This is a genomic window from Paraburkholderia sp. IMGN_8 (assembly GCF_038050405.1).
Classification (GTDB): Bacteria; Pseudomonadota; Gammaproteobacteria; order Burkholderiales; family Burkholderiaceae; genus Paraburkholderia.
This window is the reverse complement of sequence record NZ_CP150901.1, coordinates 1,398,979-1,413,730: the sequence shown is the minus strand read 5'-3', so window position 1 is coordinate 1,413,730 and position 14,752 is coordinate 1,398,979. Positions and strand designations below refer to the sequence as shown.

The 14,752-nt window shown below is 54.1% G+C and carries 13 protein-coding genes and 1 pseudogene; 8 read left to right on the top strand and 6 right to left on the bottom strand.

Annotation, left to right across the window (positions count from 1 at the left end; all coding sequences use genetic code 11):
* Positions 1 to 34: 34 nt before the first annotated feature.
* A pseudogene (locus tag WN982_RS27630) lies at positions 35 to 193 on the bottom strand (transposase DNA-binding-containing protein); the annotation flags it as partial.
* A gap of 1,078 nt (positions 194 to 1,271) precedes the next feature.
* Here WN982_RS27630 and WN982_RS27625 point away from each other — a divergent pair.
* Together WN982_RS27625 and WN982_RS27620 are read left to right on the top strand one after the other, a co-directional pair.
* Complete coding sequence (locus tag WN982_RS27625; RefSeq protein WP_341318766.1) at positions 1,272 to 2,231, top strand: carbon-nitrogen hydrolase family protein; 960 nt, start codon at positions 1,272 to 1,274, stop codon at positions 2,229 to 2,231.
* A 194-nt stretch (positions 2,232 to 2,425) separates the two neighbouring features.
* Entirely contained in the window at positions 2,426 to 2,929 is a 504-nt protein-coding gene (locus WN982_RS27620) for an MFS transporter (protein WP_341318765.1), read from the top strand.
* Here WN982_RS27620 and selD read toward each other — a convergent pair.
* Positions 2,849 to 3,913, bottom strand: coding sequence for a selenide, water dikinase SelD (gene selD / locus WN982_RS27615; protein ID WP_341318764.1), 1,065 nt, complete (start codon positions 3,911 to 3,913; stop codon positions 2,849 to 2,851). The genes WN982_RS27620 and selD overlap by 81 nt on opposite strands.
* Before the next feature lie 408 nt (positions 3,914 to 4,321).
* Entirely contained in the window at positions 4,322 to 5,458 is a 1,137-nt protein-coding gene (locus WN982_RS27610; protein ID WP_341318763.1) for an acyl-CoA dehydrogenase, read from the bottom strand.
* Between the two features lie 1,828 nt (positions 5,459 to 7,286).
* Here WN982_RS27610 and WN982_RS27605 point away from each other — a divergent pair.
* Complete coding sequence (locus WN982_RS27605) at positions 7,287 to 7,583, top strand: hypothetical protein (protein WP_341318762.1); 297 nt, start codon at positions 7,287 to 7,289, stop codon at positions 7,581 to 7,583.
* 665 nt (positions 7,584 to 8,248) lie between these two features.
* Positions 8,249 to 9,157 (top strand): bestrophin family ion channel, encoded by a 909-nt coding sequence (locus tag WN982_RS27600; protein WP_341318761.1) that lies wholly within the window; start codon positions 8,249 to 8,251, stop codon positions 9,155 to 9,157.
* Positions 9,158 to 9,464: 307 nt separating this feature from the next.
* Here WN982_RS27600 and WN982_RS27595 read toward each other — a convergent pair whose 3' ends face one another.
* Positions 9,465 to 10,685, bottom strand: coding sequence for an aminotransferase class III-fold pyridoxal phosphate-dependent enzyme (locus WN982_RS27595; protein WP_341318760.1), 1,221 nt, complete (start codon positions 10,683 to 10,685; stop codon positions 9,465 to 9,467).
* Between the two features lie 106 nt (positions 10,686 to 10,791).
* Positions 10,792 to 11,742, bottom strand: coding sequence for a carbon-nitrogen hydrolase family protein (locus WN982_RS27590; RefSeq protein ID WP_341319441.1), 951 nt, complete (start codon positions 11,740 to 11,742; stop codon positions 10,792 to 10,794).
* Positions 11,743 to 12,670: 928 nt separating this feature from the next.
* Here WN982_RS27590 and WN982_RS27585 point away from each other — a divergent pair.
* A complete protein-coding gene (locus WN982_RS27585) occupies positions 12,671 to 13,306 on the top strand; it encodes a LysR family transcriptional regulator (protein ID WP_341318759.1) in 636 nt (211 codons plus the stop codon).
* Between the two features lie 80 nt (positions 13,307 to 13,386).
* On the opposite strand, the gene WN982_RS27580 is transcribed toward WN982_RS27585, so the two are convergent.
* Positions 13,387 to 13,557: a hypothetical protein gene (locus WN982_RS27580; protein ID WP_341318758.1), complete on the bottom strand. Its 171-nt coding sequence runs from the start codon at positions 13,555 to 13,557 to the stop codon at positions 13,387 to 13,389.
* Between WN982_RS27580 and WN982_RS27575 the strand changes: the two genes are divergently transcribed.
* From WN982_RS27575 to WN982_RS27565, 3 genes are read left to right on the top strand one after another with little or no spacing between them, the layout of a single operon-like run.
* Positions 13,552 to 13,701, top strand: coding sequence for a hypothetical protein (locus tag WN982_RS27575; RefSeq protein ID WP_341318757.1), 150 nt, complete (start codon positions 13,552 to 13,554; stop codon positions 13,699 to 13,701). The two genes, WN982_RS27580 and WN982_RS27575, sit on opposite strands and share 6 nt — an antisense overlap.
* A gap of 56 nt (positions 13,702 to 13,757) precedes the next feature.
* Positions 13,758 to 14,288: a carboxymuconolactone decarboxylase family protein gene (locus WN982_RS27570; RefSeq protein WP_341319440.1), complete on the top strand. Its 531-nt coding sequence runs from the start codon at positions 13,758 to 13,760 to the stop codon at positions 14,286 to 14,288.
* Entirely contained in the window at positions 14,273 to 14,722 is a 450-nt protein-coding gene (locus tag WN982_RS27565) for an acyl-CoA dehydrogenase family protein (protein WP_341318756.1), read from the top strand. Before WN982_RS27570 ends, WN982_RS27565 begins: the two co-directional genes overlap by 16 nt.
* The last annotated feature ends 30 nt before the right edge of the window (positions 14,723 to 14,752 follow it).

The following is a 14,752-nucleotide window of genomic DNA, read 5'->3' as shown; positions in this document are numbered from 1 at the left end:
ACGCGGCCTTCAGTTCGGCTGGCTTGAGCGATTGTGGAAAGGAACCTTGCGGACTGCACGCAAGCCGGCGCGCCAAGGCAACAAGACGCTGCACCAGACGTGTATCGCCCAGATTCGCCTCGCTGAATTCGGCGCTTGCCCGGTCGTCCGTATCGTTTTGGTCGAACTGGAACTGGCCTGGCGCTGGCTGCATCTGCAGCCCGACAGTCTCCTGACCCAGTGGCTTAACCGGCGCTTTGCCAGCAGCGGCAAACGCATGCGGTGCGTGGGCATCGCGGCGTTGGCGCGGCACCTCGGCATCGCGCCGTGGCGCTGCCTCGAGCACCGGGAGATCCCGGCCGGGGCCTTGCTCAAGCCGGCGGCTGCCTGAAATTCCGGCAGCACCCGTACTCACGCAACGGCTTGACACGCGACACATCACCATGATCGAAGGTCTGCGCGCCCGCAATGATCGCGGGTCACGGCAACCCCGTGACCGTGCAAACAGCTGGGGTGTTCCAGCGCCCGCTGCGCGCATGCTGCATGAGGTGGAGGGTGTCCGCGCCCTGCACGGATAGGAGTTCGTTTGAGCACTGGCTCGAACGCTCGTCACACCCCGACCTCGGACCAGGATCGATCGGCCATGTCGTGCAAAGGCTTCACGCGCTCAACAACATTCAGGGGCCCCCATGAAGTCCAAGCCCTTCCCGCAATCAAAAACGGCTTGACAAACAAGTCCTCATGGAAGCGGTCATTCACTCCTTCGGGCCGCTCGGCAGGTCATCCGTGCGGAGGGTCTAGCTTCTCGTTATGTGGTCGCATCTGAATGTCAGCTCGACGCAGAAGGGTAAGAACTAGTGGGTGACCCAATTGTGTTGTTTGTCCCGTTATTCGCACGCTTGTGCTTGTATTGGCGACGCAGCTTCGCGAAAAGCTTTGCGGATGTGCTGCCTTCTCTCGGTAACCACTTTGGGGTCTTTACGGATAGCCCTTCCAGCAGTCCTTGATCTTTGGAATCAGCCACAAATGCCGTCGATAGGGGTATTTATGGCGGCGGTTCGGCGCATGTCTGGGCCGACCTATGATGAACCCGGTGCTCACTCTGCCCGGGATTGACGCGCGAACGAAGCTGACCGCCGGATCGCCAGTAGGGTGACGCCGTACTCGAACGTTGGACCGCGAGCACGGGAAAACGCATGAGAATGGGTATGCCAGGGTAAGAGAGCAAGCCGACTGTGTTCCGAAAGGGCCACCCAACGCTGTCGATTCTTTTCAATAATTCAGGAATCTGTATGAAAGTAGCAGTGGTTCAGGCCGCGCCCGTGCCCTTCGAGCGAGCGGCAACAATCGAAAAGACATGCAACGCGATTGATGATGCAGCGAAGCAAGGCGCTCAGCTTGCGGTGTTCCCAGAAGCATTCGTGTCGGGGTATCCGTATTGGTCGATGTTCGTGCAGGCGTATGACATGAGGGGCCTGCGGGAATCGTCTCGTCCAGTTATCGAACTTGGCCGAAAGCTGATCGCGCAAGCCGTCGACGTTCGCGCGGGAGACCTGGCTCCGATTCAGGAGCGATGCCTGGACAATGCCTGCTCCGTGGTGCTGGGAATGAACGAGGTAGTGGGCGGAACGCTATATAACTCGCAGGCTTTTATCGACGCTTCCGGGGCCATCGTAGGCGTTAGACGCAAGCTGCTTCCTACGCTGCAAGAAAAGATGCTCTATGGACAAGGCGACGGCAGCGATCTTGCCGTGTTCGAACTGGGCGGACGGCGCGTCGGCGGATTGATTTGCTTTGAGAATACCAATCCATTATTCCGCTACTCGCTGCAAGCACAAGGACAAGAAATCCATGTGGGGGCCTGGCCCCGCGGCGCTCATTGGTCGATCGAGGCAATGGACGCCGCAGCGCGCCAGTACGCCATCGAAGGTCAGTGCTTCGTTGTCTCGCCAACGGCGGTGCTGAATCAAGGTATGCTCGACGCGTTGGGCGAATTCGGCGGAGCCGATTTACGGCTGGGCGGGGGTGCGTCATCAGTGGTTGCGCCGAACGGCAAATACATTTGCAAAGCCACCGCGGAAAGTGAACAGATCCTGATAGTTGACCTCGATTTCCAGATGATCATCGACATGAAGCGGTTGGTGGACGGCGCCGGACATTTCTCCCGGCCCGACGTGTTGAAACTCATGCTGGACAAAACGCCGAGGACGTCGCTTCGGCAATTTACGAGCACGGATCTCGCAACGGACTGATTATCCGCAATACGGATGCAGCGGAGCCCTTTTGAACCACATAACGCGTTTCAACGCTGCAAATACGCGTGGCTCTGTCGTGCCTATTCCGTTTGCTCGTGTCCGTTGCTAAAAGACGTAGTCGTACAGAAATCAGAATTCTTCCCGGACCATATCAAAATGGATTCAATCTATTCCGTCACAGGTGCATTGGCATGAAGCGCTCTCTTTCGCTTGATGATTTGACATCTACCAACGCGGTCGATGGCGTCAAACCTACAGACAGGACGGGTTACCGGCGCGTGGTGGCAGCTTCCGCGCTAGGGTGGGGGCTCGACGGTTTCGGCCACACGATGTTTGCGCTCGCGCTAGGAGCAATTCTCACGTCGCTGCACCTCTCGATCGGCATTGGCGGCACGATCTCCACGGTGAGTCTCGTCGCTTCAGCCATCGGCGGGATGTTTGGTGGCGCGCTGGCCGACCGCTATGGCCGCGTGCGCGTGTTGGTGTGGGTGGTGCTCGGCTTCAGTGTCACCACCGCGCTGACTGTGTATTTGATTACAGCGTTCACTTGCACCGATAGAGTTTGCTCAATCCGACGTGCATCTTCACTGGAGGTGTTTTCGCCCCAGCCCACCTTAATTCACCTTAACCCTCGCTTCACCATCAACGAGCTCTCCAATCACAGCCGCATCAGCGAAGCCATCGCCATGGAATAGCGAGACAACGTGGCCGACCACACTCGGGTCACACGCTACGAGCAAGCCGCCAGACGTTTGAGGGTCCGTGAGAAGATCTCGAGCGAAGCTGGGTAAATCATCAGCGAGCGTTACATCCGCCCCGTAAGATTTCCAGTTACGACCAGACGCACCCGTCACCATGCCCCCCTCGACCAGCTCGATAACACCTGGCATCCATCGTAAATCGGAGTACGTTAGCCGTGCTTCTAACCGGGCACCTCGACATATTTCTAGCAGATGACCTAGAACACCGAACCCCGTAACATCCGTCATCGCATGCACGCCATCCACTGAACCCAGAACAGTACCCGTTCGATTTAACTGTGTCGTTACGTCGAGCATTGACTTGTAACCTTGATCACTTAGACATCTTTTTTTCAAAGCGGCAGATAGGACACCCACTCCGAGAGGTTTTCCAAGCACTAGAACATCACCGGCACGAGCACGACTGTTTCTCGCAATCCGATTCGGATTCACCAGTCCAATTGCAGCTAGTCCGTAGATCGGCTCCACTGAGTCGATCGAGTGCCCGCCCGCGACGGGAATGCCAGCGCTCGCGCATACAGACCCCCCGCCTTCAAGAATTGAAGCTATCGTGTGTGGAGCGAGCTTATTGATCGGCATACCAGTGATGGCCAGCGCCAACAGTGGCCGACCGCCCATTGCATAGACATCCGATAGCGCATTCGTCGCTGCGATGCGCCCGAACTCAAACGGATCGTCGACTATGGGCATGAAGAAATCAGTCGTCGCGACAATCGCCTGAGTGTCATTGATCTTGTAAACAGCTGCGTCATCGGACGTCTCCGTACCTACCAGTAGATCCGGAAACTCACAGAAGACCTCTGATCGACTCAGTAATTGTCGAAGCAGTTCTGGTGCTATCTTGCAACCACAGCCACCTCCGTGTGCAAGTTCGGTTAAACGTAGATCGGAGGTAGCGGTAAGAGAACTAGAGTGCATAAATAGTAAATCCGGAAAGCCAACGGAAGTTATACGACTTGCGAAACCGGCCCACGAGACGGATCGCACGAGCGATTAGTTTTACGTGATGCTGCGACCCTCTCGAAGGGGCGATGCTCCGTTCGCATGGTCGCTCACCGCAGAGTGGAATTTTGACCGCTCCCGAATTGTCCTGATAGTACAGACCCAAACACAGGAGCAGATGGCGAATAAATCCGGGCAGCAGTTTCAAAGCAATCAGCCTAGCCAACGGTCGAACTCATAACTCACTCAACTCCTCGAGTGAAAATTGAAGAGCATGCTGCCTCAGCGCAACGAAAGTAGGAACCGGCTCCTATCAATCAAGCACCCGCGCTCTTCCGAGTAGCAGAACAGCAGGCTTGCACCAAGCGCCCGTACAAGAAACTTCTATCCCTTGAGTTGAGCCTGTAACTGTACGATGCTGGGTGTAACAATTGGAATGAACATCGCTTCCCGCCGCCGGCGCGCAACACCGGTAGCGGCTCCTCTGACATAAGCTCGCGCGCCAGTGGCCTGGAGGTCGAGTCGCGAAGCGCTATCGACAACATCAGCAAGTCTGATTCGAATTCTGAAAAGGCTTTGAGGTTCTAGCGCGAATTTTCCGTCCGAAATTCCGTCGAATAACCGCTGCGTAAGATCCTTCAGTTCACCATCCAATGCGGATGCGTCGTTTCCCAGCATGGCTTTGGCATGGGGCAACGCGTGTGCGACGGAGCGCAGACATCGTCGCGCCAAACCGATCGACAATCCGCACTGCAAACCGAGGAATGCCGGTCGGACCTTTGCCAAGAATTTGGCCGCGTCAGTTGAAATCATTGACGATTCGCCAACAACGGCCCCGTTGAACTCCAATGCTGCCGTATTGCTGGCCTGTAGCCCGACCAGATCAATACTTTCGGCACGAATGAGCGCAGCGTCGCCACCGTGGACCGCGTAAATCGCAGGCGCACCCCCCTCCTCACGCGCAGCAGCAATCGCAACAACGAATTCCGACCTCCGGATATTTGTAACCCAAGGGAGCCTTCCTTGGAGAGCAAAATGCCTCATCCCATCCCGTTCGCCATGTTCTGAGGCAGTAACTTGCAGGGGCTCCATCCTTGTGAGGAATCGCATTGCGTTCGAAAGTCCAACCGCCCCGGCCACCTCGCCTCGACAGAGTCGACCCAGCAGTTCCAAGCGTAGCCTATCACTTGTGCCGTTCACCAGGCATTCGATGAATGCCCTCTGACTCCAGAAGACGAAGGCCGCGGTCATTGAGTACTCTGCTAGTGAGGCAACGACCTCAATAGCATCACAAATCGATCCATCGGCCGGAGCTACTCCCACCCGCAGCAAACTCGTTTTCCCCAAGCGGGATAAAATCTCATCCGCACAACCATCTGACGAGTCGAGATTCTCGGCCTGCTCCTCCAACCACCGGACCAGATCCGGTTCCTGAAACCCTAACCAATGATCTCGATATGCAGTGCGTAGTCGATTGTGCCCATACTCATCAAGAAGGGATGTACCTGACCGATTTTCCATATATCCAACTCTTGGAGTACCTAAATGGGCATTAACTGAAACTGATCGAGAAACCTATAAATCCATGCTACCGGCCGCACACAGGAAAGTAAGCAGATTACTGTCCCACACTGTTCGCTCTGCGACACGATACCTCCACATCTTGGAGCCTCTCCGGATGCTCATCCGCTGCCCCCAAATCCGCTTTCAACACTTCCTCTGCTTCGTGGACTAGGTTTAGGATTTTCCACGCGTACCCGACAAGAATCTCACCAGTACGGGTTAAACGCACCGAGTTTTCGGACCTTGATCGGTCAAGCAAACGCTCGCCAACCATTTCCTCGAGTTTTCGAATTTGATGACTGATAGAAGGCTGCGTCCGATGCAGACAATTGGCCGCCCTCGTAAAGCTGCCTTCTCGGGCCACACAGACCAAGGCACGCAGTGATCCAAAGTCGAGCATTGACATTAACGTGACCCATCCGTTAAATAGCAGCATCTAATCACAATTCAATTGGCCTGGCGATCAGCAGTTGACGCTTCTTTCATCGACGCAGTTATTTGCCGACTCGGCCCGGGCATCGAACCGAGTCGGACTCAGACCGCCCCATGGGCAAGAGGTGCGAGCGCCTGACTCAAGACCTGGCTGCGTCCGCCTCCACAGACCGCTGTTCATCTGGCAGCGCCGTGGGACCCCGTCCTTCAGGGCGGGGAGGACGTCAATTTCCGTGGACGAGAGCAGCCGGCAACGCAAACGACATATAATGCCGCCCTCGTCGGATTGATCTACCTATAGCTGATTGATCGGAAGCCGCCGGGCGCAGAGTTGATTCAACTATTAAAGGATGCATGCTTCATCGCCTTCAGGCACTAGGAGACGATCACCGATTTTGCTTTTCGACAGCAAAATCTCCCAGTTCCTTCCGCTTCAACACGACATGGTTAGCCACCTCCACGTGTGTGGGAACCGCTCAGTGGGCATGAGCAATCCCATCAAGTACTCGAGCAACAACTATGCTTGCATCAAGTTCGGCGCTGTGTACGCGCTCTCGAACAGCACTGACTTTGCAATCAACCGTGCGAGACTGTCGCCAAATCAACGGGTCGAACCGCACGATGAACACGGGCGGTGCGGCGACTCGGCCAGATCGTCCGCGAACGGCATTGGCGGCTTCCAGAGCTTGTTCATTGCTTTTCCGAGCAGACCTTATCTTATGGCCGACCCATGTGGGCGGATCTTTTTTTGAGCTTCTCTCAGCCGACCTTATGTCAATCGTCAAAAGACCTGAATAATTCCTCCCATCCTGATCGTTCGCACAGACTCAACATGCTCCATTCTCAGTCTTAACAGAAACTATCACCAAGCAGTTTCGATCTGCTTGCATCTCTTTCGCTTCATCTGCTGCTTTGTGTCATACATAACACACGTTATGATGATGTCCAAGCGACTGAGATTGTTCACATGCGTCGAAGGGCCCGCTTGAACAAGATAAATGTCATCTCGGCCAAGGTATCGACCTGCACCTAAAGCCACTCCTGTCAACGATATCTGCAAATTTTGAAGTCTCCGCACACTAGCCGGGCGATATTGCGAAGAATGGCATTGGAGTGACGCTTCTCGGCGATTATTTATGACACGGACCTTCGAGCTATCGGCGTAGTCAATTCACTGCTTGCGTTAAACATCAAATGCGACGGTGATGATGGAATCTTACCAACTCAACATTCACGGACAGGCTCAGGTATGCCTAAATATCGTGGCCGAAACATGCAAGGGGCTGGGTGACTGGCAACAAACAACCAACTTGGGGTTAGCATGGGTACCGTTCACTTTGACGAGGTTATATTAATGAATTTCACCGTACGTGTTGAACTCCATGGTGCGACGCCAGGATCGGCAAAATACAACGAACTACATGAAGAGATGTCCGCGGAAGGCTTTCGGCGCACTATCACGCTTGAGGGGGTTTCATTCGAACTGCCTCCTGCGGAATACAGCCGCGTCTCCGAAGAAACAAAATACGAGGTTTTGAACAAGGCGAAAAAGGCAGCCAGAAAGGTTATGGGCATAGACGAAGCGTTCACCCTATTGGTCACGGCTGCCGAAACGTCGCGAGTACATCACAATTTGCCGAAAGCTGACTAGTTCTTGCTTGGCTGACCACGACGGGTGCCCCCTGCTCGTACAGTCGGCCGGCCTCCTTCCTGCCGCCTCGTAGTATTGTTAATGTCTATGAGTGCCGCAGGCTTTTTCACGCCCGTGATTGACTCGGCCATACTGCAGACGAGAGCTACCTCGCTCTCAATATCGATGGGTTGTACTTGTGGTACCGCTGCTTCAACGTGCCAGCGGGACGTTCCGCCGATTGGCAGTAGCTACTGCGCTTACGGACAACATCGGCCGAATGCTGCAATAGCGGAATCGACTAGCCTTGGCGAAAAGAAGGTTCAATCGCACTACAGTTGACTCGGTATCTTGCGATCAATTGCCATACGACATACGACATACGACATACGAACAAATTTTCTCGTATACGATGACAAAGATTTTCTGATGTCTGTATTCACTCTGGTATGGACCACGCCTGTCGTCAATTTTTCACCCCGCACTGTTTTCGTGTCCTTGACAGAACCCTCAAGCTGGGCTCTGCCCCCTCGCGTTGTCGCCGACGAAAAGCTCTCGACGGACGGAGCTTACCTGACAGCTGTAGCCACAAAAACCGCCTCTTCCAGCAATCAACCCTTCGACTTCTCAATTGGATTTAACCGGACGAAGGTCGAATAGACTTTTGGCCACCAACCAGCTCGACGATGATAGTTCGCCCCAGATTACACTGGCTCCGCATGCTCTTCGTATGGCGAGGGTCAGTTTTACCTCAGATTGCCCCACGCCTTGCTCTGACATCTGTGTTCTCGGCGCTGGTCGTTGCGTTTCACGGGCGCCTTTTCGTCTGGAAAGTGCCGATGAACTTTGTTCCGTTCACGTTAATTGGTTTGACGCTAGCCATATTTCTAGGATTTCGGAACAGTACAAGCTATGCACGCTTCTGGGAAGCGAGAACCCTTTGGGGAATCCTACTCAATGACACACGTTCAGCGACAAGACAAGCAATTACGCTAATGCTTAATCAGTCAACAACACACGTGTTTGTGTACAGATTGATCGCGACTGTTCACGCCCTTCGGCACCAACTCCGAGGCACCGATACCGGCCCAGATCTTGCGCGACTCCTATCGCGGGAGGAATGTATCAGGTTGAACGACGTCATCTACAAGCCAACAATACTTCTACAGATGGCTAGCGAATGGATCGGTGAGCAGTTACGCGATGGCAATGTGTCACCCGCGGTCGTACAAGCGACTGAAGTATCAATGGGAAAGATCTCCGACGCAATCGGTGGGTGCGAACGTATTGCCGCCACTCCCATTCCGTTCACCTATTCGGTGATAATTCATAGAACGATATTCCTGTATTGCCTGCTGCTTCCATTCGGCCTCGTTGACTCTATCGGCCTCATGACGCCCATCATCGCCACATTCATTTCCTACACATTCTTTGCGCTGGAAGAGCTCGGAGCAGAACTTGAGGATCCGTTTGGCCTAGAGCCCAATGATCTCCCACTCACCGCGCTGTGCATGGGCATTGAGGCGACCTTGAGGGAGGCACTTGGTGAGGGCAACATCGCATGCCCAATATCGAATGGATACATACAGACCTAGCTGTTTGTTTCAACGTGCACAAATCTGCTCATGCAGATTGTTTTCGCTGGCAAACGGTTGTCCCTGCTGAGGGGCGCGACGTTGTTGCCGCGACCAGGGGTGCCTTCCGCACTCCGGGGCGGCGACCGGCGTTGCCGGTTTCGAGATAAATGCATGCCCAACGAAAGTGTGGGGAAATTTCATCATCCTTCGCTGCATTCTAGTTGAAACAATGTCTGCCAATCACACAAACCAAATTACGAAATTCCTGCGTCCAACTTACTATGACGCAACATCTCGAAGAAATCGATACACGGAAAACCAGATTTCAAGCAGTAGCAGGTGGTTTCCGTGATTTTTGAAGGCGAGTCAAGGCACGAGTAATACGGACCAGCCCCTCGTCAACCTCCTTCGCGGTTATAACAAGCGGCGGTGTAATTACGATTTTTTCGCTTTGAGAAATCGCGCTAAGCAGCCCCTCTTCCTTCATCAACAGATGTAGCTCGTGAGACTGCGAAAAACATTCAATTTCGAACTTGAGACCAACACATCTTGTATTTCTTACTATAAATGGAAACTTCAATGCCAGTCTCTTTAGTCTTGTAGTTATTCGCCGTGACATCGAACGAACATGGGTCGCAAATGCGCGCTCAGTCGTCATAGCGATAGCCGACGATGCATAAGCAATCGATTTAATGGACGCACGCGCTACTGTCCGCTTGGGTTCACGGCACAATGACACCCCTTGCGCTGCTTCGCTAGTCATGAGGCAGAAGCCGATTTTGAATGGTCCACCGACCTCTCGGCCTGTCACAAGAGCATCGGGGACCACACCCATTGGCTCATATGCGAACACATGCCCCGATCTGCCTATGCCAATGCGTCCTTCGTCAAAGATGAGTTGCAAATCATAGAAATCACAAAGATCACGCAATTCCGAGAGTTGCTCGACTGTCAGATGCGGCCTCCCGTATCCACATTCCATGCAGTCCACGAGTATCGCCGCAGTTCCGTAGTTGATTGATTTCTCAAGTATTTCAAACCCTCCATTGATGTGACGAATTTTTGCGTCAACATGCCCTGATCCGTTCAACGCAGCACGTGATAACTTACGTGTCACTCCCGCTCGTTTACCGACTTTACAAGCGCCTTCGGACGGTGAGAATCGGATTATATGGCTATCGCTTACAGGACTACGCTCGCGAAACAATGCAATTGCGGCATCAATGGCAAGGTTACGTGCCGATGCTACCCCGGAGCAGATAATTGATTGGTCTGCGAAGGTTGCCTGACACAATATTCTTGATAAACCGTCTTGTGCTTCAACAACCGCCTGCTCACCCCTCTCCTGATATGCGCATGACGCGGCGATGGCCGCGGCGTCCAAGCGTGCATTGTGGTGACCGAAAGCTCCACCTGAACTCTGACTGTTGAAATCGAGCAGACTACGACCATCTGCTGTGTCTGCCCAACACCCATGTCGATATAGGATCACATCACTATCGGAGACGGCGTCTGAAAACAACACCGACGAGCGTCTATCGTACATGAGAGTCACCTATCTTTTTTGAGCGCACGCTTTGCTTACCGCTGTTTTTTAAGACTGCATCGATTTAGAAGAAAAAGGATGTACGCGTGATGCTAGAAACCTCTCTTTAGACGGGGTCGTTGCGTTCACAAGCAGACTCGCGGAGTTTCGCACCCACGCCGTCAAGGCTTTCATCGAAGCTACTTTCCGGAAATGGAGGGCTTTGACGAAAAATCACGGCTTTCCTCGAAGTTGTATCAACTTCCAAGCGAAATACATCCGGTCTCGCGTAGTGTCCCACCACATCCATGTCGAACTTTCCACGCTCGCAATCTTCCGGATCGATATCGGCGACAAGAAGACCTTCACAGCCATACATCGGTCCGGCTACCGCCTCCCCGAGCGGCGAAATCACCGTACTTCCTCCAGCGATCAACACGGTGTCCGGTTCATCCCCTTGAATGCAGTCGTATTGCTCTGGCGCGTGCGCGCGCGTCATAAATTGGCAAGCGCTTAAGACAAAACAACGTCCCTCGTACGCAATATGACGCATGGACGCTTGCCAGATATCTCGATCGTCAACGGTCGGCGCACACCACAGACGAATGCCCTGCGCGTGCATGGCCATTCGGTAGAATGGCATGTAGTTTTCCCAACAGATCGCGGCAGCGAACCGACCGAAAGGAGAGTTGACAGTCCCAATAGTCGATCCATCTCCAAATCCCCAAATGAGTCGCTCGCTCGCCGTAGGCATCAACTTTCGATGCTTATTCAACAGTTCACCGTTCGGTCCAAAGTACAAGGCGGTACAGTAAAGCGTTCCAGCATCTCGCTCAATTACCCCAACAACTAGGTATGCATTCATCGACGCAGCATATCTGCCCATTTCTCGAACCTCTTTACCTGGAACCTCGATGGCGCCTTGAAAATATCGCAGATAGTCCTCTCGGCCTGCGGATGTGCGAGATCCAACGCGAGCGCCAAAGTCGAGCCCCTTTGGATACCCTCCGATGTATGCTTCGGGAAACACGAGAAGCTGGACGCCCCCCTCTCGCGCTTTTCGGCACCAATCCCCCATAAGACCAAGCGTCGCCTTCGTATTGAAAATCCTTGATCCTACTTGGGCAACACCGACACGAACCATCAATAACCTCGCCAGAAATTAAAGGGAATCGAAATATCACACATCTCATGCTAACGAACCTTTGTTGTCGGACGTAAGGTGCAGTTGCTGGAAAAGATAGCGAAGCAGGCCCGAAAGTTAAATTTCTAAATACTTTAGCCGTCAACACGCACGTATCTGACCAGGAAGGCTAGGTTGTGTAAGGACCATGGCGGCCCAAGGCGGCAAAGCAATGTCTTGCGAGAGGACGTTCTGGCGGGAGTAAAGTGTTTTCGTCCGGAAGACTGATTCGTTGGGACAGCTGCGGATCGTTCCGTCGCCAACAGCAGACCAGTCGCTCGCACCACTTCATTTTCGTCGAATCGGGAGACGAGACGGCGGCCCGCCGGTGGTGGTCGCGTCGAAATTCCGGCCACGCGTGTACGATCGAGGCCCATATCCCGGATCGACTTCCGCCGGGTGCAAGCAAGCATTTGGGCATCGACTACGTCACGGCGCGCCGGCAGGTATCGTGCTGTGCTTGCGGCTGCATCGCAATGAGCGAGGCCGTTACGCATTCGCGTCGCCCCGGCCGGCACGAGTGACCGATGCACTGCGGACGGCCTTCGCATGGGGCAAGAAGGGGCGCAAGGCTAATCAGTAGGTGCAGCTTTGTGCACATTCAAACGAGTGGTCCAGTGCCTATCTCGCGCAAAGCGTCACGTGACGCTTTGCGCGGCTTAGTCTGGCAGGTTCACGCCCCCGGTTTCCCTGAATTGCGTCGAGCGCAAAATCAGCAGAACATCCGACACTCAACCGGCAGGTCTCGACACATACAAGAACCGCTCAACTGAATTTTCGCCCTCTAACCCGACCGACACCTCGGCTGGTCGCGGACTGGTTAGTGGGCAATCCAGAAATCCAACGAAAAATTGGGCAATCCATCGATAGAGATGCCGCTATGACACTGAAGCAACTTGAAGCCTTTTATTGGACAGCCACGTTGAGGAATTTTGCATCTGCAGCAACTCGTCTACACCTTACGCCATCGACGTTGTCCAAGCGCATCTCAGAGCTGGAGGCTGAGCTGGACACGCGCCTATTCAATCGATCGAGCCAGCGTGCATTGCTGACGGCCTCCGGCGAGCGCCTTATCGAACATGCTCGCCATATGCTTGAGATTCAAAATCGGATACGGACCGACGTAACACCTTCCAGCACCTTCCGGGGCATATGCCGATTTGGTATCAGCGAGCTTGTCGCGACCACATGGTTTCCCGCCTTCGTACGCCGGGTGCAATCGCTTTTCCCCGAGCTTGTACTCGAACCACAAGTAGATTTCACAGCTCGCTGCGAGAGAAAACTGAAGCGCGGGGAGATCGATTTCGCAGTTATTCCAGGTCCAGCGGAAAGCACCCAACTCACCAGCGAGCTGATTTGTGAACTTGACTACACCTGGACGAGTTCCCCTGAGCGCATTCAACCCAACACGGAGTTGCCCGAGTCACCCTCGTCCGCATTGCAGACGAGATACTTTTGAGGTCCCGCCGCGCTCTGTGTCCAATACGCAGTCAGCAATGCAATGTCACCGTAGGACGTTAGCCACAGGCTGTACAAGTATCAGTCGCCACCTGAAAAAAGCGCAGCAGATTCAGATTCACGCAAATTTCCGCCGATGAACGGAATATTTAGTGCTGCGTCTATCGTTTCTCCGTCAACTGCTTCTGCAATTCCTCCGCTGGTCCGTCTACCATTCCAACATGTAAAAACTTGATAGGATTCGGTATGCAACTCCTCTTCGTCGCTTCGATCAGTGCGCTTTCCTTTGGCGCATTGGCTACCTGCCTGATCGCGCACTTCCTTTCTGACGTAGACGCGCTGAAGGGCGCGCGTGACGGCCGCTACGCATATCTCGGCGAGGACGATCAATTGTGAGTGCACGTGTCCATATACGCCCAAGACCGGTTTAGAGTCGTCTACCCTCACACACCATCGAGACCGCACCAGAAGCGGGTCGGTCATATTTGAGGACTGCACTTGCAAACAATGGATCCCTGCCCAACCTGGTCGCATCGCTGACAGAAGCGCGCGACTCGCTTGAGGCATACCTCACACTGGGCCAGATCAGTGGTCGATGTGGGCTCACGCTCGCCGAGCGTGAAGTGGTTCAGATTACCGCTGCGACCATACATGGCTGTGCCTGCTGCGTAGCCGGACATACGGCAATAGCCCTTAAGAAACCAGACCTCGCGTCAGATCTCGTCACTGCCTTCAGAGGTAATAGGCCTCTCAGCGACACACGCTTGAACACCATCGCGATATTCACCAGGTCTGTCATTGCCATGCATGGAGCGGTCGACGGTCAATCGCTCGAGGAGTTTCGAAATGCGGGACTGACCGAAGCGAACGCATTGGAGATAGAGCTGGGTGTGAGCCTCGCGACCCTCTGCAATTTTGCGAATAACCTCACCCAGAACGAAATGAACGCTGAGTTGCAGGATTTTCGATGGACACCGACGTGATGCTGAACGACAACTTTGGAGTCCATCCGCTAACGGATCAGCCAGCCCACGTCAGGTTCCGGATTCGTGAGGTTTCGACCTGGCTTCAGGCGCGAGCCGAACAACTCGATCTTGATCGTCATCTCGCCTCACAGGTTCTCCCTCAACTGGGACAAGCGGGCCTGTTCCGTATCGGCGTTCCGACAGATATCGGCGGTTCCGGTGGAACCATTCTGCATGCCATTGACGCAATCGCGACGATAACTGAAGATTCAATGGCGGCGGCATTGGTATTCTGGGGACAGCGAGCGTTCATCGAATGCCTGCTTCAAAGCGAGAATACAGCGCTACGTGCGAGTCTGCTCCCGTCATTACTGAGCGGTGAACTCGCGGGCGCTGTCGGCCTGTCCAATGGGATGAAGTTTCTCTCGAACATGGAGGCGTTGCAATTATAGGCAACTGCTCTCCGCCCGGTAGGAGGCGTT